Here is a 23,240-nt window from a genome sequence, read left to right on the forward strand (position 1 = left end):
TAACAATAACGAGAATTTTATGAACAAAAACACCTTTATTGTCGGCTTTATGCTTTTTGCTATCTTTTTTGGTGCGGGTAATTTAATTTTTCCGCCTAAATTGGGCCTAGAAAGTGGCGAACACATGTGGCTAGGTGCCTTTGGGTTTATCGTCACCGGTGTTGGATTACCGCTATTGGGCATTATGGTCAGTGCGTTTTACCCTGGTGGTTACAGCAAAGCCCTAAAAAAAATTAACCCATGGTTTTCCTTACTTTTTTTGAGTGCAATTTATCTGAGTATTGGGCCGTTTTTAGCCATACCTCGTACTGCGGCGACTTCTTTTGAAATTGCGGTACAGCCCTTTTTACAAGGTGATACCCAAATTCCACAATTTATTTTCACCGCACTTTATTTTATTTTATCCCTGTGGTTAGCGTTAAGCCCTTCTAAAATGGTCGAGCGAGTGGGTTCTATTTTAACACCTGCACTTCTGATCTCTATTGCCGCATTAGTGATTAAAGCGATTTTCGCTCTATCAAGTGTGGATTACGTCCCTAGCACAATTCATGAACCATCCTTTTTTAAAGGCTTTGTTTCGGGTTATCTCACTATGGATGCTTTAGCCTCTATTGCCTTTTCCATGATTGTGATTTCCGCCATTCAGTCAAAAGGCGTCACACAAAAACAACTGACCCAACAAACCATTTTTGCTGGCTTGATTGCGGCCACTGCTTTAGCGTTTATTTATTTCTCACTGGCTTGGATTGGCAGTAAATCACATTTGAGTGAGCAAGCCTTGGCTTATATTCAAGAAAGAAATCTGGATATGGGTACCTATTTGCTGAACAATATTGCTCAACAAACCTTTGGTGAATTAGGGCGTATTATTTTAGGCCTTATCGTGACCTTGGCCTGCTTAACCACGGCGATTGGCTTAATTGTTTCGGTCAGTGAATATTTTTATGAAATTTACCATAAAATTTCCTACAAAATTTATGCCTTATTTTTCACGGTGATTAGCTTTATTATTGCCAACCAAGGCTTGAATACGGTGTTAAGTAAATCAGTGCCGGTGTTATTGGTGTTATATCCCATTGCGATCACGGTGATTTTACTTATGGCAATCCATATTTTCATCAAACTGCCTATGCTTGCTCAACGCTGTTCCATTGGGTTGGTATCAATTATTTCATTCTGTTCTGTGTTAGGTGTGAGCTTTACGGAACAATTACCGCTTAAAGCCTATTCTATGGAGTGGGTGATTTTCTCGGTGATTGGCTTAGTGATTGGTTATCTACTGCATGCGGTATTAAAAAAGTCCGAGAACGAAAAAGTGCGGTAATTTTCACCGCACTTTCATCCTGTTATTATTTATTCGACCCTTCGGGGTGTAGTCCAATGCCTTGGTGGCGTTCTTTTAGTTTATCCATCACATTCGCCCAATTTAAGTTGGCATCTTGTAATAATACGGTTAAATGATAAAGCAGATCCGCCGTTTCAGACACCACTTCATCCGGATCTTTCGCCATGGCAGCTAAGGCCGTTTCCACCCCTTCTTCACCGACTTTTTGCGCAATCTTCTTTGTTCCTTTCGCATACAGTTTAGCGGTATAAGAACTGTCCGGATCGGCATTTTTGCGTGATTTAATCAGGTGTTCTAATTTGCTGAAAAACACCCAATCGGGCAAGTTTTGCAATTCACTAAAACAGCTTTCGGTGCCTTTATGACAAGTGGGGCCAATCGGATTGACTAAAATTAATAAGGTATCCTGATCGCAATCCAACGCCATGTCCACCACATGCAAAAAATGCCCAGATGTTTCGCCCTTTGTCCACAAACGCTGTTTTGTGCGAGAATAAAACGTTACTTTCTTTTCCGCCAGTGTTTTATTTAAGGCTTCCGCATTCATATAGCCGAGCATTAATACTTCGCAAGTTTGCGCATGTTGCACAATGACGGGGAGCAGATTGTCGACTTTTTGCCAGTTGATTTGTTGGATATTGATCATCTTCTCACTTCCACCTGTTGTGTGGCTAAATAGGTTTTTAACTCACCAATATTAATCACTTGCTTATGAAACACACTTGCCGCCAAGGCGCCGTCAACATTGGCGTCCACAAAGGCGTCCAGAAAATGCACCATTTCGCCCGCACCACCTGACGCAATTAACGGCACATGACAAACCTCACGCACTTTTTTTAATTGCACCAAATCATAGCCATTACGCACGCCGTCTTGATTCATCATATTCAACACGATTTCGCCTGCACCCCGTCGTTGCACTTCAGTGACCCAGTCCAATAATTGCCAGTGGGTTTGACGAGTACGTTGTTCATCACCGGTATATTGGTTCACCCAATATTTCCCCGTTTCTTGTTCAAACCAACTATCAATGCCCACTACAATGGCTTGTACGCCAAAGCGTTGAGAAAGTGCGGTGATTAATTCGGGATTTTCTAACGCAGGGGAATTAATGGAAATTTTATCCGCCCCAAAGGCGAAAAGCTGTTCTGCGTCGGCAATAGTTTTAATGCCACCGGCCACACAAAAGGGAATATCAATCACTTTGGCGACACGTTCCACCCAGCTTTTATCCACGGTGCGACCGTCTGATGAGGCGGTAATATCATAAAAGACCAATTCGTCCGCCCCTTCTTCGGCATAACGTTTTGCCAGTGGCACAATGTCGCCAATCAGTTCATGATGGCGAAATTGCACGCCTTTTACCACTTGACCGTCTTTGACGTCTAAACAAGGAATTATCCGTTTTGCCAACATGCAATCGCCTCAGCTACATTAAATTTGCCCTCTAATAAGGCACGTCCCACAATCACGCCCGCCACGCCAGTGCCTTTTAAGGCTTGAATATCCGCCAATGCGCCAATACCGCCCGAAGATTGAAAATGGATTGCGGGGTATTTGGCACAAATTTCATGATATAAATCCACATTAGACCCCGATAAGGTGCCATCTCGGGAAATGTCGGTACATAAAACATGTTGCAAACCCACGGATTGATAATCTTCAATTAAGGTTTCCAACGACACCCCGCTGGCTTCTTGCCAACCACTGATGGCGATAATTTTATTGCCGTTTTCATCAATATTGACATCTAATGCCAAGACAAATTTTTCTGCTCCATATTTTTCAAACCAACCTTTTACAAGGTCTGCATTTTTCACCGCCGTTGAACCGATCACGACCCGATTTGCCCCAACGGCGAATAAATCTGCCACATCTTGTTCGCTGCGAATACCGCCACCCACTTGAATGTTACATTGTGTGGTTTCAATAATGTGACCAATGAGCTGGATTTGACGTTTGGCCGGATCTTTCGCACCGGTTAAATCCACCAAATGCAACTGTTCCGCCCCTTGTGCCAAATAATGCGAAAATTGCGCAATGGGATCATCACAATAGGTGGTTTGTTTGGCATAATCCCCCTGATGTAAGCGCACCACTTGGCCGTCAATCAAATCAAGTGCGGGGATAATTATGGATTTTTTCATGGCATGGTCCTAAACCTATTAACGTAAACGTAAGGTGGAACCCACTTTGAGTTTGGCCGTGGAGGAAATGCCGTTTAAGCTCGCAATGTCATTGATACTTTTCCCGCTTAAATAGCTAATTAAATACAACGTATCATATTTGCCGACAGTATAACTGGCATTGGTATAGCAACCTTTTTGAATTTGGCTATATACTGGGGTATTGTTCGCATCACGCACCACCGTACAATTTCCTACTTGCTCGCTGTTGTTGCTTGCGTCATAACTGGCTTGTGGCGGATTATAGGCGGGCTGTTGAATGGTCGGTTGTTGATAGGTCGGTTGCCCCATATTGGTTGGCATTTCGGTTACTTGTACATTAGTATAAGGTTCGCTGACATCCACCACTTCGGTTGATGATGCGCTATCTGTCGAGCTACTATTGGTACAAGCCACTAAAGCTAAGGCTGCCAAAGGGAAGATAAAACGTGATTTTTTCATTTGATTGTCCTATTTAAATAACATATAAATTATGGTTGAACATGGAGATTATAGCCTATCATAAATCTGTATTGAACGTAACCAATTCAAGCGGATTACCTCAGATATTTTCCACAAAATTTCGTAATAATTGTGCCCCATTTTTGCCGGAACGTTCAGGGTGGAACTGCACACCATAGAAATTGTTATGCGCAATGGCCGCCGAAAAATCCACTCCATATTGACTGCTGGCAATGGTATTTTCATTCGGCAACACCGCATAACTATGCACAAAATAGAAATGGCTAGCTTGTTCAATCTCCGCAAACAATGGGTGATTTTCTGCATAATGTACCTTATTCCAACCCATATGCGGCAATGGTAAACCGGTATCAGGGATTAATTGCGTATTGCCAGTCATCAGATTTAAGGTGGATACATTGCCCTCGGCAGAATAGGCCGTCATTAATTGCATACCCAAACAAATGCCGAGCGTGGGTTGGGTTGAATTTTGAACAACCTCAATTAATTGTCGATCTGCCAAGTTTTTCATGGCAGCGACTGCGGTGCCAACCCCTGGTAAAATCAATTTATCCGCAGCGCGGATCGCATTTATCTCACGCGAAATGTCAGCACGATAACCCAAACGATCAAACGCAAATTTGACCGAAGAAAGGTTGGCACAACCGGTATCAATGATAATAAGTCCACTCACTACAACACCCCTTTACTACTCGGCAACACATCCCCTTCAATCCGAATTGCCTGTCTTAAGGTGCGTCCAAACACTTTAAACAAACTTTCAATTTTATGATGATCATTCTCACCTTGCACACTTAAATGTAAGGTAGCTAACATTGTAAACGCAATAGATTGGAAAAAATGTTCCGTGAGTTCAGTGCTGAAATCGCCCACTTTGTCCCGTTTGAAATCCGCATGAAATTTAATAAACGGACGCCCCGATAAATCCAACGCACATTCTGCCTTACATTCGTCCATGGGCAACACAAAACCAAAACGAGCGATACCACGTTTGTCGCCAATCGCCTGTTTTAAGGCGGTGCCGAGGGCAAGTGCAGTATCTTCCACACTGTGATGTTCGTCAATCCATAAATCGCCTTTACAAGACACATTCATGCGAAAACCGCCGTGGGTGGCAATTTGATCGAGCATGTGATCGAAAAAGCCAATGCCTGTTTTGATCTCATTGACACCGGTTTCATCAAGCCATACTTGCACCTTAATATCGGTTTCTTTGGTTTTACGCACCACTTCGGCATAGCGTGGCGGACGTTCACCGATATTGGTCACAGGTTCACCGAGTAATTTTTCCGCAATTAAATCCCAATTGAGTTTTTCAGGGTGATATTGCAAGGCTCGAATACCTAAATTTTCGGCTAACTGTACATCCGTGGCACGGTCGCCGATCACAAAACTACTGGCTGGATCGAAAAGCTGTCTAACAATATATTTGTCTAATAATTTGGTTTGCGGTTTACGGCAATCGCAATGATCTTCTGGCTTATGCGGACAAATCAGTACGTCATCAAATTCAATTCCTTGCGAACGAAAAATATCCATCATCGCATTGTGCGGTTTATCGAAACTGTCTTTTGGAAAAGAATCTGTCCCCAATCCATCTTGATTACTGACCATCACAAAACGATAACGATCTTTCAGCTTAAGTAAGGCAGGAATCACATTTTTTTCCAGTTTTAATTTCTCCAGACTATCAATCTGAAAATCGGTTTTGGGTTCATCAATTAAGGTACCATCACGGTCAATAAATAAGGTAGGTTGTGCTGTCATCATCTTTTCCTTAGGGCTTAAATTATTTTATTGGCGAGTTCCCCATCAGGAACTCGCTTCTTATTTAGGCTTTATTTGTAACAGCAAAAGCGATTTAATTCAATGATTAATTAACAGATAACTTATCAAAATCACGGATTTTTTGATAAGTATCTTCTAATCCTGAACTAAAATTAATTTTTTTCAATTCACGTACCGCATTCGATTTGACAATCATCCGCAATGGTTGAAATTGCATATTACACATATAAAGCTGTTGATGTGGCAACATGTGTTGCACAAAGCGGGTTAAGGCATGAATGCCCCCCGTATCCAACACCGTCACCGTATCACATTGCAACACAATATGCTTGATTTCGTGATCCGTATGCACGGTTTTTTCGTGTAAATCCGCAAACAGATTATCCGCCGCCGCAAAAAACAACGGCCCACTAATGCGATACACCAACACATCATTTAAATCTTCGGGGTGGGTTTGCTCAATGGACTTGGTCATTTCTGCAATGGTACGAATAAACAGCAAACTGGCCAATAACACGCCCACCGTAATGGCAATTACCATATCGAAAATCACGGTTAAAAAAATACAGGTTAATAACACCGCAATTTCATTGGCCCCCGAACGGCGCACCAAGTGAATAATATTCCGAATATCCGCCATATTCCACGCCACCATTAACAACAAGGCCGCCATGGAGGCTAACGGCAGATAAGACAGGGCAGGGGCGAATAACAGCAACGCAAACAGCACCAACAAGCCATGCACCAAACTGGCAATCGGGGAGAACGCCCCCGATTTCACATTGGCCGCCGAACGCGCAATGGCCGCCGTGGCGGTAATCCCGCCTAAAAATGGTGCCACAATATTGCCCAACCCTTGTGCCAATAATTCGTTATTGGAATGATGTTTGGTATTGGTCATATTATCCAACACCACAGCACACAATAAGGACTCAATCGCCCCCAACACCGCCATGGAAAACGCTGCTGGCAATAAGGCTTGCAGGGTATCAAAATTCCATTCCACCAATTTCCCTTGTGCATTCGGCATATTCCAAGGCAACACAAATTCAGGTAATACATTGGGAATGCCTTGTCCCACCGTACCGTTCGCCAGTTGGTATTGGAACGCCGATCCAATAGTTTGCACCTCATAACCGCACGCAATCAGCCCCAAGGATAACAGCGTGCCGAGCAGAACCGCTGGCAAATGGCCAGGAAAGGGGAGGCGCAAACGGTGCCATTGGGATAGCGTCAATAACGTAACCACACCAATCGCCGTATCGCCCCAGTTTATGCTCGGAAGTGCGGTGAAAATCGCATAAATTTTTTCCACATAATGGGCGGGCATGACCGCGATATCTAACCCCAGAAAATCTTTGATTTGTAACGTGGCAATAGTAATCCCAATCCCACAGGTAAACCCAAGCGTCACAGGCAACGGAATATATTCAATTAACCGTCCCAACCGAAACAGCGCCATCAGCACTAAAATCATCCCCGATAACAGGGTCGCCATCAGCAAGCCACCCAGCCCAAATTGTTGGGTAACCGGATATAAAATCACCACAAAGGCGGCGGTTGGTCCGGAAATATTAAAGCGAGAACCGCCTAATAACGCAATCACCATGCCCGCCACAATCGCCGTATATAACCCATGTTGCGGTGGCACGCCACTGGCAATCGCCAAGGCCATGGACAACGGAATGGCAATCACCCCAACGGTTAATCCGGCAATAATATCTTTCACCAACTGCGTTTTGCCATAACCTAAGCGAAACGAATCTTGTAACGCACTAAAAGGCTTAACCGCCAGCAGGGCATTTTTAGTTAGAAACCATTTATTTAACATTTTTCTCTCTCGAAAATTAAACGTGACGGACTATTCTAACCAAAATTTCAGCAAAAAACCTTGCGTTATCTCAAAAAATGCAAAAAAGACTAGACGAACGCCACGTTAATTCTTATAATCACGCCCGCTTATTCCGATTAAGCAATCAAATTAACGGTGAGATGTCCGAGTGGTTGAAGGAGCACGCCTGGAAAGCGTGTATGTGGGAAACTGCATCGGGGGTTCGAATCCCCCTCTCACCGCCATTTATCTGTTTTTTAACGTGTTTTAATGTTTCATATTGTACCATAATCCCTTTAAATATAAGCGTTTTTTGTGTTTTAACGTTTCATAGTGTTTTTTAAGTTGTCTTTCTGTTTCAGGAAAAAAAGCCACTAAAAAGCCACTAAAAACAAAGAATTTTTATTTTTTGGCTTTTGTTGTGATTTTGGTGGCTTTTTGTATGTATTTTTAAATATATTTCAAAGGCTTAAAAATGACTAAAAAATATTTAACACAAACTCAAATAGCAAAAATCAAAGTAAACGGCAAAAAACAGCAATTTTTGTTAGCAGAACGGCTTTATTTGATTATGCAACCAAGCGGGCGGGCTACTTATGGCTATTTTTATCATCATCCTGTTAAAAAAATCAGAATACGCAAAACGATCGGCGTATATGGTGTGATGTCAATTCAGCAAGCGAAAAGCATCACCGCCGATTTTAATTCTATTTTAGCTAGTGGAGTAGATCCGCTAGAACACGAAGAAAAGCAAGCCAAGCAAGAGCAACGGCAACGCATAACCCTTAACGAGATTGCGTTAGACTGGCAACAGACCAAGGGAAAGGATTTAAAGCCAAGAACCTTAAGGGATCGCATTTCACGCTTTAAAAATCATTTATTTCCGATTTTAGGCGATATTGCCATAACCGAAATCAGCCTAGCGGACGCAAGGGAAAAGATTAAGCCTGTTTATGAGATAACCCCACACATGGGCGAAAAAGTCGCTAGAGATTTATATAGCCTAGGAAATCACGCTGTAGAGATGGGTATTTTAGAGTTTAATCACTTGAGCTTAATCAAGCGATCATTTCAACGCCCGAAAGTTGTAAATAATCCTTGCATTAAGGCGGACGAATTGCCCGAATTTATGCACAGACTTACAAATTCAAATTTACAGCTACAAACACGGCTTTTAATTGAATTTCAGCTTTTAACCATGGTAAGAGCAAAAGAGATCGTTACAGCAGAATGGGCGGATATTGATTTTAATTCCGCTTGTTGGACGATTCCAGCGGATAAAATGAAAGGCGGTAAAAAGGCTCACGATGTACCGTTAAGCCGTCAGGCGTTGGCGATATTGGCAGAAATGCAACAGCACACCGCCAATAAAAAATATATTTTTGCCCATCGAGCAGACGGCAACCGCCACACGTCAAGCGGCACGGCAACCGCCGCTTTTAAGCGTTCGCTAGGTTATAAAGGCATAATGACCCCGCACGGTTTAAGAGCGTTAGCCCGTACCTATTTAGGCACGCAAGGCGTAAATTTTGAAGTAGCCGAAGCCTGTTTAGCCCACAGTTACGGAAACGCCGTTAGCCGTACATATAACCGTACAACGTACTTTTTCCAACGTCAGGCGGTGATGCAACAATGGGGCGATTTTGTAGAGCAGTGCAAAAAAGCCTAGCATAAGCCACACCAACAGCAAGCAAGGGCGGAGCAATTCGCCCTTTTTGCCTTGAACCTATTATATCAAATAGCAATACCCGAAAAATAAATAAATGCGTTTTATGCTTAAAACTTAATCAAACGCACACTGATAAAACGCAAGCATATCCTCGCCACGCCCGCACGTTAAATAGGTGCATTTTTACGCAAAATTCAAAACCCTTTGAACCCTTGCCGATACTGGCACGGTTTAACGTTCTTATAGTCAAAATTATTACGCATTTTTACGCAAAAAAACGCAATTTTACAACGCCTTTTTTTGACTTGATAACCCTTTCCCAAGATACCGCCCCTTTTTACCGCCAAAGCCCTTTATTTTACGCCCTATTTTGTCAATTTTAGCCCTACAAATGGCACAAAAAGACAAAAAAACGCCCTTTCTATATGATGACTTTTGCCAATCAGGCGAAAACACACGACAACAGACAACCGCAAGCGAAAGGGGGGCAAAATGTGGCAGAAACGAAAACGCCAAGGCTAATCAATATTAAAGAAGTGATGAACCGCACTTCATTAAAAACCACCGCTATTTATACCATGATGAAACGGGGCGAATTTCCCCAATCTATCAAGATAACAAGCGACCGCATAGGCTGGCTAGAAAGTGATATAGATGACTGGATAACCGCCAAAGTAAACCAAACGAAAGGACAACACCAATGACCGAACAAACCCAAACAACCGACAATATCGAACAGCTTAAAGCCGAATTTCAGCAGAAAAAGGCAGACTATCTAGCCAAAGAGAGCAAACTCAAAGGCCTAGAAAGCGAAAAAGCCAAAGCGGAAGAAATGAAAGCCGCTTTAGAAAATGAGCTACAAGAGATCGCCAATAAAACGCAAACCGCTATCAATGCGGATAAATTTTTAACGGCGGATCAGTATGCAGAAATGAAATCAGCGGATTTTAATTTAAAAGCGAAAATTGATTATTATCAAGCCTTGATTGAAGAACTTGATGAACGTTTATACGTTTTAAAAGCAGAATTATTTAGGGAACGCTATGATATTTTGCCATATAGAAAAGATATTTTCTTAATTGAAGTTAAACCATTAATAGAACAGTTTAAGAAAAATAACGCAGATTTATTAAGTGATATTTATACACTATTAATCAATGGCGGTTATTCACAAAATAGCACCATTCAAGAGATTAATGATATAGTCGAATCAATTATTAATACTGATAAAGCAATTAATAGTGAATATGAAGTAGATAATTTAATCGGAGATTTTAGACCGCAACCAACATTAAGACACCAACAAAAAACGTTGGAAGAAATGGGGCGAGCAGAGCCAAGAGGCTTTAAACGATTAATTAAAAACTTACTTAAATAAGGATAAAATAAAATGAGCTTATACGAAAAAGTCAAAGAAACATTAAACGGAAACAAAACTAGCCAAAATATGGCTAAATCAATGAAACTAGATGCGGACGGCGAGCCAATAGTAATTAATGTAAATCAAAAAATAGAGCGTGATTTATTTAAAAATATTCGCCAAAATAGCTTTTTTAATTTGATTAATGTAGTGAAAACTGATTACCAACAAGGCGAAAGCATAGGGATTAAACTGCCTTTAATCGCAAGCACTTTAGATTATGACGGAAGAGCAGCAGATAATGCTTATATTAGTCAAGCTAATGAATTTCTTTGTAAAAAATTAAGCCTAGATTACTATATTCCATATAGTAAAGTTGATGCAGTTGCTAAATATTTAGAAGTAAAATTAGACCAAGCCATTAAAATTTTATTAGATCGTCAATGGGTACTATCGTTACTTATTACTGGCTTTAATCATAATGAGTTAAGTTGGCTTAAAAAAATCCGAACCGCAAAACCCGAAAATGTCATTAATGGGACCAAAGTCGGTGAAGAACAAACCTATAAAAGCATTAATGCCCTAGTGAAAGCAGGTTTAGAAAAAATAGGCGAACCGCTTAAAAATTCAGGGGAATTTGTTGTGCTTTGTGGGCGTAATATTATCCCCGATCACCCTGTGTTAATTAAATATGATGATTTAGACCCAGACCAAACAGCTCAAATCATTATTTCACAAAAATTAATAGGCGGATTGCGTGCGGTGAATGTTCCTTATTTTCCAGAAAATAGCATTTTAATTACAAGGTTAGATAATATTTCTATCTATATTCAAAAAGACACTGTAAGATACGCAGAATACGAAAAACCAGAACGGAATAGAACAGAAATCTATACTTCAATGGCGTGCGACTTCATCATCGAAGACTGCAACGCCGCCGCATTGATTGAGAATATCGAAATTATGGAATAATGCACCGCACTTTTTAAGCGTAACCAACAGGGCGATAAATTCGCCCTATTTTTTCATATAAAGAACTTCAAAATAACTTTTATTAGTGCTATTCTAATCCCACAACCCAACCACAAAACGGAATAGAACAGATGACAATACACCAAATTTACACCGACACCGCCGCTAGTATCACAGATTTAAAACGTGACCCAATGGGAACAATTAACGCTGGCACCGCTCACAATGGCACACTCGCCATTTTAAACCGTAATCAGCCCGCCTTTTATTGCATAACGCCCGAATTATTTAAATATTTGCAGAATGTCATAGAAGATTTTGAACTAGGCACAACCGCCCTAAAACGCAAGGCAGACGGCAATTTTATAGCGGTGAATCTTGATGACCTATAAGCTAATATTCCACGAAAAAGCCCTTAAAGAATGGCGAAAACTAGGCGACCCCATAAGAACCCAATTAAAAAAGAAATTAGCGGAACGCTTAGAAAATCCCCACGTTCAAGCCGATAGGTTAAGCGGTTTTAATCAAGCACTTTATAAAATAAAATTGCGTACTGCTGGCTATCGTTTAGTTTATGAAGTGATTGATAAACAAATAACCGTGCTTGTATTATCTATTGGCAAGCGTGAACGATCAGAAGTTTATAATAACGTGCAAAAAAGATTAAATTAAGCCTTGAATAAGGCTTTTTGTATTTACGGAGAACCCCAAAAAATGCCAATCACCTTACCGCCTAGAAAATACTACACCTTACCCCAAGCCGTCGCCGAATTAAACAAAGACAAAAAGATAAATGTCACGATTGAAGATTTAATTCATTATGCAAGTAATCATTTATTAATGCTATGCGTAAAAGTGAGAACCAACCAAGAAGAACACCGCCTAGAATTTGATTTTATTGATAATAACCAATGCCTAGATTATGGCTTTTTCGGTGATGTTATAAAAGCGGAAATTGATAATGATATTTTAATTTATCGTAGAAAACCGAATTTAGAACAAGCGAAAAATATAAGAGAATTAAAGTTAACCTATTTTAACGAAAAAAATCATTTTCTATTAAATGGATTTTTAGGGGTTGTACCATTAAACCATAAATACGGAACATTTGAGCAAGATTTATTAAATAACGAAATATCATTACAAAGAATAACGCTAGTTATGCCAAGAGAAATCAATAATAATTTGATTATACAAATAGAATCAAAAACAGGTGAAGATATAAAGCAAAAAATTAATTACAATGATTTATATATTTTAGCAACGGAATTTGAGTTATTAAAGACGGGCGGTAAAATATTAGATAATTTTACAGAAAATAGCCTTTTAACTATCCAACAAGCCCCCAAAATCAACCGCCAAAACGTCAAGCAAGAAAACCAAATAAACTTTATTAAAACCTTGCTTTTTATGGATTATGGCATAGAAACCGCAGAACAGGCTAGAAATACTATCAGAAACGGCAATTTAGGGCGAAAATTGGAAAGACTTAAACAGGAACACCCCGAAAAAATAAACGATTTGAATTTAAAAATAATCACTGAAAAAACCTTGTTTAACTGGTATCAAAACAGCTAACTAACAAATATAAAAAAGGGTAATTACCCCTAAAAAATGGGTAATTACCCTTTTTTTATTCCCCAATCCGCCACACTACCCCACGAAACAGAAAGACAACTTAAAACACATTAAAAACACATAAAGCACACCAAAAAGGGGGAAAAATGCACAATGAAACCATAACGCTATCTGCTTATGTCACATTGCAAGAGCTAGGGGAATGGCTAAAGCTATCAAGAACAACGCTTTATCGAATGTTAAAGGATGGCAGATTACCGCCACCGTTAAGAATAGAACGTGCGTTACGCTGGCGAGTTAGTACGGTGAAAAACTGGCTAGACCAACAGGAACAAACCACACAAGGGGGAAATTAATGGGATTAGATATACATTGCCCAAAATGCAATAAACCGATGAAAGTGCGCACCAGTGACCGCCCCACAAATACCACGGTGAGAGCAACTTTATTTTGTAATAACTGTATGACGGTGAAAGCCTATTTTATGGGCGGAATAGAGCGGATCGAATACGCCCACTATTCCACCCAAGACCCCGACAAACCACAGGCACAGGCAGAATCCGAGCCAATGCCACTGCCTAAGGTGAGCCAATTAGATTTATTAAATACGCCGTATCTAACCTAACAGCCAAAAAAAAGCCCCTTTACGGAGAATAAAGGGGGGAATCTAACCAAAGATTAATTTTAATTACCAAAGGATTAAAATATGATGAAGTTTTATTATATTGATTTTACTCAAAAAATCAACAAAATAACATATTTAAACATAAATAATCATAAAAAACGCTTGACAAAGTGCGGTGATTTTTGCGAATATTTTTGCAACGGGCGTGACAACCCTACAAAACTATACACGGCGAATAATTGCACGCCTTTAAATCGTGCTTTTTTTATTCGTAGCGTTCGCACCTATCCAAAAAATAGGCTATTATGTCTATCTTCAATGATAGCGTGCAACGGGCAACCCCTAGCGGTTGGCGGCGTTCCGTGTATAGCCGTTTTGTCACCCCGTTGCACGTTATCGCCAAGCCGTGACAAGCACAGCGATAACTTCAAAAATCAACATTACACGGAGTTATCAGCAATGATCTATCTATTTTTAGGCATACACCGCCAACACCTAGCCGACACTAGTCGCACCGTTCAACGCTTACCGAAAGCACGTTTAATCATTAACGCCGACAGCGAACACACCGCCCGAGCCAAAATAGCAAGGGATTATTGTTTATTGCAATGCTGGAACGTGAAAAACCCCGAACATTTACACCGCACTTTAACCAATGTTAAGGGGGTGATTTATGCGTAAACGTTTTAACCGCCAATATACGCCACGCAGTGCAAGACATTTAAAAGCGATCGGGCAATTTATGCAAGTATGCGGAATGATTACCCTAGATATGCAAGGCTTTCAACGCAATGGCATATTAAGCCCCGAAGAATACGAAGAAGTCTTTGATATGCTAACTACTTTGCAATCGATGCTTGATGATGTGGATTTTAAGGGGGCGAATGATGAGTAACCAACCTTTAACGGATAAATCACCGCAATTTGAATATTACAGCAATATTCGACACTATCGCCCAATGCCAAGCGAACGCACCGCCCTAGATGAAAAGCTAGACACTTTTCAAAGCCTTTTGAGCGTTAAAAATTCGCTATATGTAGCGATTGATGATCAGTATCAAAAATTCACTTTCCACGGTAGCCAATCTATCAGGGAAGCAAGTAACGCCGTATTTTTTGATCTGATGATGATAGCCCAAATTCTACAAGAGAAAATCGAGCAAGAATTTCAGCTATTAAGCGAATTTATTCAAGCACAGCAACCACAAAACCAAGGGGGCGAACAATGAAAGCAAGACAATATCAACCACAAATCATTGACAGCGGCAGAGTAGAATATTGTGCAAAAATGATTAAGGGCAAAACCGCCGAGCAAATAGCGGAAATGATGAAAAATCCAGTTTTCAGAATGGTCGCCCGAAAATATGAAAAAGACCGCCAAAAGCGGCAACAATGGCAACGAGAACACGGCATCAATAGGGGGATTTTATGCTAGAAAAACAGATAACCGTCAATAGCAAAGAGTTATGGGGAATAAAGCAGATCGCCAATTATTTAGGTTTAAGTTATCGCTATGTACAAAGCCTAAAACGTGATCCGAATTTCCCAAAGCCGATCAGATTGCCAAAGCTAAATGACCCGAGCGTCACAAGCACTCGCCCGAAATTTTTTGCCGGTGATATTGTTCGATATTGTGAGCAATGCAGAACCCCAAAAAACCAAAGCTAACCCAAAGGGGCAAACCGCCCCTTTTTTTGATTGAAAGGTTATGAATTATGATGAACGGAAGACTTAAAAAAGCCCAAACTGGCAACGAGAAACAACCGCAAGAAATGGAAAAACCGAAAAATACGCCCTATGTAGATTACAAGGAAATGGAGAACCAAAGCGGGCTATTTTTTATTAATCCTGAACAGATTACCTATAAAGGCGATACACCAATTATTAAACCAGAGAAGATTAGCTGGATTTGCAATAAATTAGAGCTAAAAGGGCAAGGCAAAGACAATCAAGGCGATTATTATTACTTGTTCAGTTGGCAAAATACGGACGAAAAAGCCCCCAGACTCGAGGCGGTCGCCCTTTCTGATTTTGGCAGTGAAACAGGTTGGAAACAGCTCAAAGCCAAAGGCTTAAAAATGACACAGGGGCAAGGCTTAGTATCTAAATTAACCGACCATTTTCATCAAATTAGCCAACAAATGCCAACAAATTGGAAAATAACCAAACTTTCAGGATGGCAAAATGGGGCGTATTTATTGCCAAATGGGGAAATGATAGGCGAACCGACAAGCCCGATTTATTTCACTAACCAAAGCTCCAAAAGTTTAGGCTATACCACAGGCGGAACGCTAGAAAGTTGGCAAAATGAGATCGCTCAAAACGTCAGGGGCAATTCTTCAATGATGTTAGGCGTAGCCGTGGCATTATCCGCCCCAATGTTAAAAATTTTAGAGCGTGATTCGTTCGGCGTGCATTTATTCGGACAAAGCTCAAAAGGCAAAACCACTATATTAAAAATTGCTAATAGCATTTATGGCAAAGGAAAAGATATTATGCTTAACTGGAATGCAACCGCCCTATCTGTTCAAAATGAGGCGGCAGCCCGTAATGATGGTTTTGTAGGATTAGACGAAATAGGGCAAGCAACAGACGGATTAATGCTAAAAAAAACGGCATACGATTTATTTAATGAAATTAGCAAAGGACAAAGCAATAAAGACGGCGTAAACAAAGAGGCGAAACACTGGAAAATAACGGCACTTTCAACAGGTGAAAAGGATCTAGAAACTCAAATAAAAATAGCCTTAGGCGGAGCTAAAGGGGCAACCGTACACGCTGGGCAATTAGTGCGATTTTTAAATATTCAAATACAAGATATTCAAGCATTACACCAATTTAAAAACACCAAAGCCCACGCCGATCACTTGAATGAAAAAGTGTTAGAGCATTACGGCATTATTGGCAGAGAATGGATCAGCTATTTAGCCAAAAATAAAAAACAGGTCAAACAGAAGTATGAAGAGGTTAAATTAAAATGGATTGAATTAACCGAAACAATGAGCGACCAAGTAAAACGAGTTGCAACGGAGAGATTCGCCACGCTAGAAACCGCCCTACAATTAGCCCAACACTTAACAGGCTGGACGGCAGACGAAAACGAAAGGGCAATAACCGAGAATTTTTTAAACTGGAAAGAAGACTACGGCGAAACCAACAGGGAAGAAAAGGATATAGCCGAAACGGTTATAAACTGGATTTTGCAAAATGAAAGCCGTTTTTGTACCGTTGAACCAAATAGCGGGTTATATGATAAGGAATTTAAGCCGCAGAATATGGCGGGATTTAAAGTTATAAGCACAGAAAAAGAACCCGAGCATTTTTATATATACCCGAATGCGTTTAGAGAAATGGCAAGCGATTATCAAATAAAAATGGCGTGTAAAATTTTGTTCAGTGCTGGCATATTAAAGCCAATGCGAAAACCCGAACGGAATTATGAATATCATTTCACCATACCTAAAACTATAACAGGGGGGCGAAAGGTAAGGGCATTTAAAATAGAATTACCACAGATTTAAAAACAACCAAGAGCAAGGCGGAAACCTTGCTTTTTTTATGGCTCAAAAATACAAATTTTTATAGAGATATTATTATATTTTTAGGAATTTTAGGAACGTAAAATAATAAATATTATAATATCAATAATTTAATATATTTTTACGTTCCTAAAATACCCCTTTGCGTTCCTAAAACACCCCTTTACGTTCCTAAAAATGGCGGTTACGTTCCTAAATTCCATTTTTATAAAATTTTGCGTTCCTAAAAATACCCCCTTGCGTTCCTAAAAAATTCCTAATTTTAGGAACGCTTAAATAATTGAATTATAAAGTAAAAACGGCTTGCGTTCCTAAATTCCTAAAATTCCTAAAAAAAATACACACACCCAAAATATTTTTTTATTTTTAGATTGGAGATATGGATCCAAGGGTAAGGGCAATTAATAACATTTTGCTTTAAATATGCTCAATTATGATCAATAATAAAATTCAGAAAGCCACTAAAAAGCCACCAAAGGGAACGAGAAAAAATAGAAAAACCTTTATTTAACAATAGTTAGCGGTTGGATTTAGTTACCCCTCTCACCGCCATTCTTTTAATATATTATTCCGCTATCTATCTAGTTCTTATTCTGTTTTTTTCTTTTTCTTATTGGCTTTTTTGTTTCTTTTATTTCTTTGGTGGGCAGTTTACTTGCTGTTTTGCCATCCTTTTTTACGATTTTTGTGATCTGCATTCCAAAACTGCGGTAAATTTCTTGAGACTTTTTGCATTTTGCTTGAAATTACGTTCTGTTGAGTTTACTCACAATATTCTCAGCAAAAAAATCAACATTCATTTTCAAAAAGGAAATCTTATGAAATCTATTAAAACATTATTAAGTACTGTGGTACTTGCAGGCTCATTATTAAGCGGTGCAAACGCATTCGCAGAAAACACTCAACCAGTCACAGCTCCGACTCAACAAGTAGCAGTACAAACGGTTGCAACTGAAACACAAGCAGAAGTTGCCGTAGTCGGTGATAAATTAAATATTAACACCGCATCTGCAGCAGAGATTCAAAAAGCCTTAACTGGCATCGGAGCGAAAAAAGCGGAGGCGATAGTTCAGTATCGTGAAAAGCACGGCGCTTTTACGTCAGTAGAACAGTTATTGGAGGTGCAAGGTATTGGGCAAGCCACATTAGATAAAAATAAAGATCGGATTATTTTCTAGTTATTTGCCAATCATTAATCAAAAGCCATTGCAATATTATGGCAATGGCTTTACAACTTAGAATATACACCGCAAGGATAATATTCTAAATGTTAATCTATGGCATACCCTTGTGGTGAAAGTAATTGACCATCTAAATAGGCTTGTCCGTCAATTTCTTTCAAGCGATCATCAACAAACCATTTCACCACCAAAGGATAAATTTGTAATTCTTGTGTTTTCACTCGTTGTTGAATATCTTCTATGCTATCGTCAGGGAAAATCGGCACTTTAGCTTGTAAAATCACGGCACCGCCATCTACTTGCTCATTCACAAAATGCACCGTTGTACCATGTTCCGTTTCGCCAGCGTCCAAAGCCTGTTGATAGGTGTTTAAGCCACGGAATTTTGGCAATAATGACGGATGAATATTTAAAATCTTGCCAGCAAAGCGTTGGGTAAATTCAGCGGTGAGAATTTTCATATAGCCAGCCAACACAATCAAATCTGCCTCAAGATCAGCAATAAAATCCCCAATAGCTAAATCCATTGCCAGATTATTTGGATAATGTTTACGTTCAAAAAGTGCGGTGGGAATATTGGCATTTTTGGCACGTTCTAAACCGTAAGCATTGGCTTTATTGCTAATCACAGCCACAATTTGCCCATTAATCATTTTATTTTCGCAAGCCTCTATAATCGCTTGTAAATTGCTGCCTGAACCTGAAATAAGAATAACGATTTTTTTCATAAAGATAGGTATTAAATTGAAAAATTAAGGGCGGACATATCGATCCGCCCCGAATATTATTGAATAATCACTTGTTGTTCGCTTGCTTGTAACGGTTCAATTTGACCAATTAACCAAGCGTCTTCACCTGCTGCACGCAATACTGTCAAGGCTTTTTCTACATCTGCTTGTGGTAATGCAATCACCATGCCTACACCACAGTTAAAGGTGCGGTACATTTCATAGGTTTCAATATTGCCTTTTTCTTGCAACCATTTGAACACAGGCTGCCATTGCCAGCTTTTTTCATTAATGACCGCTTTCAAATTCTGTGGTAAAACTCGTGGAATATTTTCCCAGAAACCGCCACCGGTTAAATGAGCAATCGCATGCACATCAACATTTTCAATCAATTCTAACACCGATTTGACATAAATTTTGGTCGGTGCAAGCACTTGTTCGCTTAACGGACGACCTGCCAACTGTTCTGTGGCAGGGTTTACGCCTGATACTTCAATCACCTTACGTACTAAAGAATAACCATTGGAATGTGGACCACTTGACGCTAACGCAATTAACGCATCTCCCACTTGTACTTGCGAACCGTCAATAATTTTAGATTTTTCCACCACACCGACACAGAAGCCAGCTAAATCGTAATCACCAGCGTGATACATACCCGGCATTTCCGCTGTTTCACCGCCGACCAAGGCACAACCTGATTGTACGCAACCCTCTGCAATGCCTTTCACCACATCGGATGCTACATCTACTTCCAATTTTCCTGTGGCATAATAATCCAAGAAGAACAACGGTTCTGCACCTTGTACCACTAAATCATTGACGCACATTGCCACCAAATCAATCCCAATCGTATCGTGTTTTTTCAAATCAATCGCTAAACGTAATTTGGTGCCAACACCGTCAGTACCTGAAACTAAAATCGGTTCTTTATATTTGCTTGGCAACGCACATAACGCACCGAAACCACCTAAACCGCCAATCACTTCAGGGCGAGTGGTGCGTTTTACGTGCGGTTTAATCCGTTCGACTAATTCATTGCCTGCGTTAATATCCACGCCAGCATCTTTATAACTTAATGATGGTTTGCTCACGATGTTGTCCTTTTATTAGAAATTTTGCCGTATTATACCGAGTTTACTGATTTACGTAAACGTTTGCGTAATGGTATTTAAAATAAAAAAGTCCTAAAAAAGATGCTCCCCAATATCTAGGATATTAGGGCGTAGAGCTTTACGGTTATTTTTTCGGAAATTTCAAGAAATAATAATTAATTTAATGGCTTAAATACATTGAAACGAGCTGGATCTTTATTTTTCGCCTCAAAGAGAATTTTAAACAATGAATACAAAACTTTATTAGGGACAGGTCTAGAATTATCTTTACCGGATTTTCTTCTCCAACTTCGAATATTAGCCTTAGTCGCCTTTACCCCTTTTTCTTCCAATAGAGATAGCAATAGATCAATATCGTCAATTAATCCTGATAAATACAAGAGGTGATTGAAAGAGTCATTATTATCCATAAGATTCAACTAATTAAAGAAAATATTGGTCTTTTAGTATAGTTCAAAAACTATAATAACTCAACATCTCTACAATTTAAGCTAGAATACACATTATACCTTTTAGAGGTTAATTTGTGTTTTACCCTTTATGGGGGATTGAATTAAACCCTCAATATACTTTTTGTTTTTTCCTCGATCCCTTGCAAAATAGGTTCACGAATAAATTCAGGAATATGATCACATTGAATTTGTGATAGTGTTGGCAATGTTTGACTAATCTCATGTAAAATATCTTCCACATTTTCTTTGGCAAAACCTGCTAGTTTGGCGGTATGGAAGATATGGCGAAGTTGGATTTTATCCCAGAAATAATGCTTATTTTCGCCGTGCCATGCCATGGCCATTTTGATTTTTTGATGGCGTAGTCCTTTCGGGTTGATCAACGGATAAGCTGACATCACATCATAAAATGGCGTTAGGCGATAGCGGTTACCTTGTTCCAGAAAAATACTGAAATTTTTGGTATGTCCATCAATGGCACATAACAGCCAATACAAAATCTGTGCTTTAAAAAAGCGTTTTCGGTCATTGAGCGGATCAGCAGAGCTATTGAGTAAGTGCATAATCGACAAAATGCCAGCACCACCATCTGATTCATATTTGCGAGCGGGAGCAATATTTAAGGCTTGGCAGAGGTCTTCTTGTGGCAAACGTACAAGCCAATTTCCCGATTTTGCCCAACGGCGGTCAAATCGTTCTACAATTAACACTTTGGTTTCTCCAAAATGGCGAATTTCGGCGTTAGGTACATCTAAACCAAAGAGGCGTAAAATTTCCAAACAAAGCCATTCATTTTCACAACTCATTGAAAGATCAAGCTGACCTTGAGCGACTTGCCCAATGGGTAACTTAAAAATATGGCTAGTTGCGGTGGAATAAAGCGGACGTTTCCATTGTCCTTGATGAAGTAATAAGGCTGTTTTTTCTTGAGCACCAGCAAGTGAAATACGAAAATCATCTGATTTATCCATGCCTAATGGTAAGGATTGATAATTTTTCAACAGCACTTCAATTTCATGCTCATTTAATGTTGCTGCCTCGATTTGACGAATAAAATGCGGTGTTTCTTGATAAAGTTGAATTGCCCCGACACAATCTTGCCCAATGGCAGCAAGTAAATCAAAAGGGGTTTTGGTGTGAGTTTGAAAACGTTGCTGAATACGAGAGCGAATTTGCTCATTATCAGGTAATAAATTATCAAAAAAATTAAATACCACTTCGCCTTTATAAATTTTATTTGAAAGTGGGAGCGAAAGTGATATTGGTCGGCCACGTTCAGAATGTAGCCAGTTTGGGTTATATTGAAATTCGGTTGCCCCACTCGTTAGCTTGCGCCATTGTCCAACGTGAAATCCATTCATTGCAATATTCAAAATATTTTCCATTACCAAATCTCACTATCAACAATATAAGTTGCACTTTCTTCTCTAATCATATTTTTATCTGAGTCTTGTTTTTGGGTCGGCAACACCTGCCCCTGAGTTGGACGAGGTTGAACAATCAGTTCCAATTCCAATGCCATTAAAATTTTAAACAATGTGTCTAATTTTGTGCTTTCGGGCGTGTTTTCAAATACGGAAACAGTCGCTTGTTTTGTCGCCGCTTGTTTTGCTACATCTGTTTGGGATAAACCTGCTTGATAACGATATTCTCTAATAATTTGTGCAAGCATTTTTGCACTGGTAATACTTAATGCCATAATGAAATCCTACACTCTAAAAGGGATAATTTATATTATATCCTTTTAAGGGGTTAAAGTCAATGTTATCCTTTAAGCGGTATATTTAAAAATTTATTATTTCCAAATAATAACAAATTGTGCAAAAAAAAAACAATGTTAGAATGTGTTTAATTCAATTTCACACTATCAAGGGGTATCTATATGACAAGTAAGTATATTCAAAATCGCCTAACAAAAGATGAATACGTCGTTTACGAACCAAAAAGAAAATCAAAATTAATTTGGTGGATTATTCTTCTTTTGCTTACTTGGACGCTAATTGGGGCGTTAATTTCCATTCCAATGGCTGCATTATTGACGAAACACTACAAAACCTATTTAGCATTAACGAATAAGCGAATCATGCTACAAGATCAAGATTTACATGAATATTCCATTCCTCTTGAAAGTATTGAAAATATCGTGTTTGAAAATGGTGCGTTGAGTATTATCAGTTCTGCTTATGACAATACATTTAGAATTAACTTTATTGCAGATCAACATATTTTTAAACAAAAATTTGATGCTTTAATGAATAGTTAGGAGTGGGAGGATGAAAGATTTTTCTCATTTTTTTCTTTTTCAGAAAGTATTAGAAAAGGCGTGATGAGATTTTATTTCATCACGCATCTTGTTCTTCAAAAGCTATATATTATAAATTATCTCCTTTAGGGGTTAAATTGAATTTT

The 23,240-nt window shown here is 39.4% G+C and carries 30 protein-coding genes, 1 tRNA gene and 1 pseudogene; 20 read left to right on the forward strand and 12 right to left on the reverse strand.

Annotated elements, in window-relative coordinates; translation table 11 throughout:
* Positions 1 to 19 precede the first annotated feature (19 nt).
* The gene (gene brnQ / locus ACTG7L_RS00730; RefSeq protein WP_439287071.1) at positions 20 to 1,324 is read left to right on the forward strand and encodes a branched-chain amino acid transport system II carrier protein; all 1,305 of its coding nucleotides are present in this window, start codon (positions 20 to 22) and stop codon (positions 1,322 to 1,324) included.
* A 25-nt stretch (positions 1,325 to 1,349) separates the two neighbouring features.
* Here the strand turns inward: brnQ and hisIE are convergent, their stop codons facing one another.
* From hisIE to dauA, 7 genes are all read right to left on the reverse strand, one after another.
* Positions 1,350 to 1,991, reverse strand: a complete 642-nt coding sequence (gene hisIE / locus ACTG7L_RS00735; RefSeq protein WP_439287073.1) for a bifunctional phosphoribosyl-AMP cyclohydrolase/phosphoribosyl-ATP diphosphatase HisIE — start codon at positions 1,989 to 1,991, stop codon at positions 1,350 to 1,352.
* On the reverse strand, positions 1,988 to 2,761 hold the full coding sequence (gene hisF, locus ACTG7L_RS00740; RefSeq protein ID WP_439287075.1) for an imidazole glycerol phosphate synthase subunit HisF: 774 nt from the start codon (positions 2,759 to 2,761) through the stop codon (positions 1,988 to 1,990). The genes hisIE and hisF overlap by 4 nt, the downstream gene beginning before the upstream one ends.
* Complete coding sequence (gene hisA / locus ACTG7L_RS00745) at positions 2,743 to 3,492, reverse strand: 1-(5-phosphoribosyl)-5-[(5-phosphoribosylamino)methylideneamino]imidazole-4-carboxamide isomerase (RefSeq protein ID WP_439287077.1); 750 nt, start codon at positions 3,490 to 3,492, stop codon at positions 2,743 to 2,745. Before hisA ends, hisF begins: the two co-directional genes overlap by 19 nt.
* Positions 3,493 to 3,510: 18 nt before the next feature.
* A complete protein-coding gene (locus ACTG7L_RS00750; RefSeq protein WP_439287079.1) occupies positions 3,511 to 3,972 on the reverse strand; it encodes a LysM peptidoglycan-binding domain-containing protein in 462 nt (153 codons plus the stop codon).
* A 100-nt stretch (positions 3,973 to 4,072) separates the two neighbouring features.
* Positions 4,073 to 4,666, reverse strand: a complete 594-nt coding sequence (gene hisH / locus ACTG7L_RS00755; RefSeq protein WP_439287081.1) for an imidazole glycerol phosphate synthase subunit HisH — start codon at positions 4,664 to 4,666, stop codon at positions 4,073 to 4,075.
* Positions 4,666 to 5,760, reverse strand: a complete 1,095-nt coding sequence (hisB, locus tag ACTG7L_RS00760) for a bifunctional histidinol-phosphatase/imidazoleglycerol-phosphate dehydratase HisB (protein ID WP_439287083.1) — start codon at positions 5,758 to 5,760, stop codon at positions 4,666 to 4,668. Before hisB ends, hisH begins: the two co-directional genes overlap by 1 nt.
* A gap of 106 nt (positions 5,761 to 5,866) precedes the next feature.
* On the reverse strand, positions 5,867 to 7,612 hold the full coding sequence (dauA, locus tag ACTG7L_RS00765) for a C4-dicarboxylic acid transporter DauA (protein WP_439287085.1): 1,746 nt from the start codon (positions 7,610 to 7,612) through the stop codon (positions 5,867 to 5,869).
* Positions 7,613 to 7,767: 155 nt separating this feature from the next.
* Between dauA and ACTG7L_RS00770 the strand changes: the two genes are divergently transcribed.
* The 18 genes and pseudogenes from ACTG7L_RS00770 (at position 7,768) to ACTG7L_RS00855 (ending at position 18,533) form a co-directional block, all read left to right on the forward strand.
* A tRNA-Ser gene (locus ACTG7L_RS00770) sits at positions 7,768 to 7,857 on the forward strand.
* Between the two features lie 230 nt (positions 7,858 to 8,087).
* Complete coding sequence (locus ACTG7L_RS00775; protein WP_439287087.1) at positions 8,088 to 9,281, forward strand: tyrosine-type recombinase/integrase; 1,194 nt, start codon at positions 8,088 to 8,090, stop codon at positions 9,279 to 9,281.
* 425 nt (positions 9,282 to 9,706) lie between these two features.
* Positions 9,707 to 9,985 carry a helix-turn-helix transcriptional regulator gene (locus tag ACTG7L_RS00780; protein WP_439287089.1) on the forward strand — a complete coding sequence of 93 codons (279 nt, stop codon included), beginning with the start codon at positions 9,707 to 9,709 and terminating at the stop codon, positions 9,983 to 9,985.
* Complete coding sequence (locus ACTG7L_RS00785; protein ID WP_439287091.1) at positions 9,982 to 10,659, forward strand: hypothetical protein; 678 nt, start codon at positions 9,982 to 9,984, stop codon at positions 10,657 to 10,659. The genes ACTG7L_RS00780 and ACTG7L_RS00785 overlap by 4 nt, the downstream gene beginning before the upstream one ends.
* Positions 10,660 to 10,671: 12 nt before the next feature.
* On the forward strand, positions 10,672 to 11,613 hold the full coding sequence (locus ACTG7L_RS00790; RefSeq protein WP_439287093.1) for a P2 family phage major capsid protein: 942 nt from the start codon (positions 10,672 to 10,674) through the stop codon (positions 11,611 to 11,613).
* Between the two features lie 131 nt (positions 11,614 to 11,744).
* A complete protein-coding gene (locus ACTG7L_RS00795) occupies positions 11,745 to 12,005 on the forward strand; it encodes a type II toxin-antitoxin system Phd/YefM family antitoxin (protein WP_439287095.1) in 261 nt (86 codons plus the stop codon).
* Complete coding sequence (locus ACTG7L_RS00800) at positions 11,995 to 12,285, forward strand: type II toxin-antitoxin system RelE family toxin (RefSeq protein ID WP_439287097.1); 291 nt, start codon at positions 11,995 to 11,997, stop codon at positions 12,283 to 12,285. The genes ACTG7L_RS00795 and ACTG7L_RS00800 overlap by 11 nt, the downstream gene beginning before the upstream one ends.
* A gap of 42 nt (positions 12,286 to 12,327) precedes the next feature.
* Entirely contained in the window at positions 12,328 to 13,191 is an 864-nt protein-coding gene (locus tag ACTG7L_RS00805) for a hypothetical protein (RefSeq protein WP_439287098.1), read from the forward strand.
* Between the two features lie 146 nt (positions 13,192 to 13,337).
* The gene (locus tag ACTG7L_RS00810; protein WP_439287099.1) at positions 13,338 to 13,547 is read left to right on the forward strand and encodes a helix-turn-helix transcriptional regulator; all 210 of its coding nucleotides are present in this window, start codon (positions 13,338 to 13,340) and stop codon (positions 13,545 to 13,547) included.
* Positions 13,547 to 13,816: a hypothetical protein gene (locus tag ACTG7L_RS00815; protein ID WP_439287100.1), complete on the forward strand. Its 270-nt coding sequence runs from the start codon at positions 13,547 to 13,549 to the stop codon at positions 13,814 to 13,816. The genes ACTG7L_RS00810 and ACTG7L_RS00815 overlap by 1 nt, the downstream gene beginning before the upstream one ends.
* Positions 13,817 to 13,900: 84 nt before the next feature.
* A pseudogene (locus ACTG7L_RS00820) lies at positions 13,901 to 14,233 on the forward strand (ash family protein); the annotation flags it as partial.
* A gap of 42 nt (positions 14,234 to 14,275) precedes the next feature.
* A complete protein-coding gene (locus ACTG7L_RS00825; protein WP_439287172.1) occupies positions 14,276 to 14,497 on the forward strand; it encodes a hypothetical protein in 222 nt (73 codons plus the stop codon).
* Positions 14,490 to 14,711, forward strand: coding sequence for a hypothetical protein (locus ACTG7L_RS00830; RefSeq protein WP_439287101.1), 222 nt, complete (start codon positions 14,490 to 14,492; stop codon positions 14,709 to 14,711). The genes ACTG7L_RS00825 and ACTG7L_RS00830 overlap by 8 nt, the downstream gene beginning before the upstream one ends.
* A complete protein-coding gene (locus ACTG7L_RS00835) occupies positions 14,704 to 15,045 on the forward strand; it encodes a hypothetical protein (protein ID WP_439287102.1) in 342 nt (113 codons plus the stop codon). Before ACTG7L_RS00830 ends, ACTG7L_RS00835 begins: the two co-directional genes overlap by 8 nt.
* Entirely contained in the window at positions 15,042 to 15,251 is a 210-nt protein-coding gene (locus ACTG7L_RS00840; RefSeq protein ID WP_439287103.1) for a hypothetical protein, read from the forward strand. Before ACTG7L_RS00835 ends, ACTG7L_RS00840 begins: the two co-directional genes overlap by 4 nt.
* Positions 15,245 to 15,484, forward strand: a complete 240-nt coding sequence (locus ACTG7L_RS00845; RefSeq protein WP_439287104.1) for a helix-turn-helix transcriptional regulator — start codon at positions 15,245 to 15,247, stop codon at positions 15,482 to 15,484. Before ACTG7L_RS00840 ends, ACTG7L_RS00845 begins: the two co-directional genes overlap by 7 nt.
* A 47-nt stretch (positions 15,485 to 15,531) precedes the next feature.
* Complete coding sequence (locus ACTG7L_RS00850) at positions 15,532 to 17,337, forward strand: DUF927 domain-containing protein (RefSeq protein ID WP_439287105.1); 1,806 nt, start codon at positions 15,532 to 15,534, stop codon at positions 17,335 to 17,337.
* Positions 17,338 to 18,173: 836 nt separating this feature from the next.
* Positions 18,174 to 18,533, forward strand: a complete 360-nt coding sequence (locus tag ACTG7L_RS00855; protein WP_439287106.1) for a ComEA family DNA-binding protein — start codon at positions 18,174 to 18,176, stop codon at positions 18,531 to 18,533.
* Positions 18,534 to 18,625: 92 nt separating this feature from the next.
* Here the strand turns inward: ACTG7L_RS00855 and purN are convergent, their stop codons facing one another.
* The 5 genes from purN to ACTG7L_RS00880 form a co-directional block, all read right to left on the reverse strand.
* Positions 18,626 to 19,264, reverse strand: a complete 639-nt coding sequence (gene purN / locus ACTG7L_RS00860; RefSeq protein WP_439287107.1) for a phosphoribosylglycinamide formyltransferase — start codon at positions 19,262 to 19,264, stop codon at positions 18,626 to 18,628.
* Positions 19,265 to 19,320: 56 nt separating this feature from the next.
* Positions 19,321 to 20,358, reverse strand: a complete 1,038-nt coding sequence (gene purM, locus ACTG7L_RS00865; RefSeq protein ID WP_439287108.1) for a phosphoribosylformylglycinamidine cyclo-ligase — start codon at positions 20,356 to 20,358, stop codon at positions 19,321 to 19,323.
* Between the two features lie 176 nt (positions 20,359 to 20,534).
* Entirely contained in the window at positions 20,535 to 20,789 is a 255-nt protein-coding gene (locus ACTG7L_RS00870; RefSeq protein ID WP_439241369.1) for a hypothetical protein, read from the reverse strand.
* 143 nt (positions 20,790 to 20,932) lie between these two features.
* Entirely contained in the window at positions 20,933 to 22,216 is a 1,284-nt protein-coding gene (locus tag ACTG7L_RS00875; RefSeq protein ID WP_439287109.1) for a type II toxin-antitoxin system HipA family toxin, read from the reverse strand.
* Positions 22,216 to 22,530, reverse strand: a complete 315-nt coding sequence (locus tag ACTG7L_RS00880; RefSeq protein ID WP_439241365.1) for a helix-turn-helix domain-containing protein — start codon at positions 22,528 to 22,530, stop codon at positions 22,216 to 22,218. The genes ACTG7L_RS00875 and ACTG7L_RS00880 overlap by 1 nt, the downstream gene beginning before the upstream one ends.
* A gap of 183 nt (positions 22,531 to 22,713) precedes the next feature.
* On the opposite strand from ACTG7L_RS00880, the gene ACTG7L_RS00885 reads away from it, so the two are divergent.
* Positions 22,714 to 23,094, forward strand: coding sequence for a hypothetical protein (locus tag ACTG7L_RS00885; RefSeq protein WP_439287110.1), 381 nt, complete (start codon positions 22,714 to 22,716; stop codon positions 23,092 to 23,094).
* Positions 23,095 to 23,240: the final 146 nt, after the last annotated feature.

It is taken from the genome of Lonepinella sp. BR2357 (assembly GCF_051851525.1).
Lineage (GTDB): Bacteria > Pseudomonadota > Gammaproteobacteria > Enterobacterales > Pasteurellaceae > Lonepinella.

Excerpts from the sequence above, each read along its gene's own strand:
- brnQ (WP_439287071.1), top strand. The coding sequence starts at position 20 with ATGAACAAAAACACCTTTATTGTCGGCTTTATGCTTTTTGCTATCTTT.
- hisIE (WP_439287073.1), bottom strand. The coding sequence starts at position 1,991 with ATGATCAATATCCAACAAATCAACTGGCAAAAAGTCGACAATCTGCTC.
- hisF (WP_439287075.1), bottom strand. The coding sequence starts at position 2,761 with ATGTTGGCAAAACGGATAATTCCTTGTTTAGACGTCAAAGACGGTCAA.
- hisA (WP_439287077.1), bottom strand. The coding sequence starts at position 3,492 with ATGAAAAAATCCATAATTATCCCCGCACTTGATTTGATTGACGGCCAA.
- ACTG7L_RS00750 (WP_439287079.1), bottom strand. The coding sequence starts at position 3,972 with ATGAAAAAATCACGTTTTATCTTCCCTTTGGCAGCCTTAGCTTTAGTG.
- hisB (WP_439287083.1), bottom strand. The coding sequence starts at position 5,760 with ATGACAGCACAACCTACCTTATTTATTGACCGTGATGGTACCTTAATT.
- dauA (WP_439287085.1), bottom strand. The coding sequence starts at position 7,612 with ATGTTAAATAAATGGTTTCTAACTAAAAATGCCCTGCTGGCGGTTAAG.
- ACTG7L_RS00775 (WP_439287087.1), top strand. The coding sequence starts at position 8,088 with ATGACTAAAAAATATTTAACACAAACTCAAATAGCAAAAATCAAAGTA.
- ACTG7L_RS00780 (WP_439287089.1), top strand. The coding sequence starts at position 9,707 with ATGATGACTTTTGCCAATCAGGCGAAAACACACGACAACAGACAACCG.
- ACTG7L_RS00785 (WP_439287091.1), top strand. The coding sequence starts at position 9,982 with ATGACCGAACAAACCCAAACAACCGACAATATCGAACAGCTTAAAGCC.
- ACTG7L_RS00790 (WP_439287093.1), top strand. The coding sequence starts at position 10,672 with ATGAGCTTATACGAAAAAGTCAAAGAAACATTAAACGGAAACAAAACT.
- ACTG7L_RS00795 (WP_439287095.1), top strand. The coding sequence starts at position 11,745 with ATGACAATACACCAAATTTACACCGACACCGCCGCTAGTATCACAGAT.
- ACTG7L_RS00800 (WP_439287097.1), top strand. The coding sequence starts at position 11,995 with ATGACCTATAAGCTAATATTCCACGAAAAAGCCCTTAAAGAATGGCGA.
- ACTG7L_RS00805 (WP_439287098.1), top strand. The coding sequence starts at position 12,328 with ATGCCAATCACCTTACCGCCTAGAAAATACTACACCTTACCCCAAGCC.
- ACTG7L_RS00810 (WP_439287099.1), top strand. The coding sequence starts at position 13,338 with ATGCACAATGAAACCATAACGCTATCTGCTTATGTCACATTGCAAGAG.
- ACTG7L_RS00815 (WP_439287100.1), top strand. The coding sequence starts at position 13,547 with ATGGGATTAGATATACATTGCCCAAAATGCAATAAACCGATGAAAGTG.
- ACTG7L_RS00825 (WP_439287172.1), top strand. The coding sequence starts at position 14,276 with ATGATCTATCTATTTTTAGGCATACACCGCCAACACCTAGCCGACACT.
- ACTG7L_RS00830 (WP_439287101.1), top strand. The coding sequence starts at position 14,490 with ATGCGTAAACGTTTTAACCGCCAATATACGCCACGCAGTGCAAGACAT.
- ACTG7L_RS00835 (WP_439287102.1), top strand. The coding sequence starts at position 14,704 with ATGAGTAACCAACCTTTAACGGATAAATCACCGCAATTTGAATATTAC.
- ACTG7L_RS00840 (WP_439287103.1), top strand. The coding sequence starts at position 15,042 with ATGAAAGCAAGACAATATCAACCACAAATCATTGACAGCGGCAGAGTA.
- ACTG7L_RS00845 (WP_439287104.1), top strand. The coding sequence starts at position 15,245 with ATGCTAGAAAAACAGATAACCGTCAATAGCAAAGAGTTATGGGGAATA.
- ACTG7L_RS00850 (WP_439287105.1), top strand. The coding sequence starts at position 15,532 with ATGATGAACGGAAGACTTAAAAAAGCCCAAACTGGCAACGAGAAACAA.
- ACTG7L_RS00855 (WP_439287106.1), top strand. The coding sequence starts at position 18,174 with ATGAAATCTATTAAAACATTATTAAGTACTGTGGTACTTGCAGGCTCA.
- purN (WP_439287107.1), bottom strand. The coding sequence starts at position 19,264 with ATGAAAAAAATCGTTATTCTTATTTCAGGTTCAGGCAGCAATTTACAA.
- ACTG7L_RS00870 (WP_439241369.1), bottom strand. The coding sequence starts at position 20,789 with ATGGATAATAATGACTCTTTCAATCACCTCTTGTATTTATCAGGATTA.
- ACTG7L_RS00875 (WP_439287109.1), bottom strand. The coding sequence starts at position 22,216 with ATGGAAAATATTTTGAATATTGCAATGAATGGATTTCACGTTGGACAA.
- ACTG7L_RS00880 (WP_439241365.1), bottom strand. The coding sequence starts at position 22,530 with ATGGCATTAAGTATTACCAGTGCAAAAATGCTTGCACAAATTATTAGA.
- ACTG7L_RS00885 (WP_439287110.1), top strand. The coding sequence starts at position 22,714 with ATGACAAGTAAGTATATTCAAAATCGCCTAACAAAAGATGAATACGTC.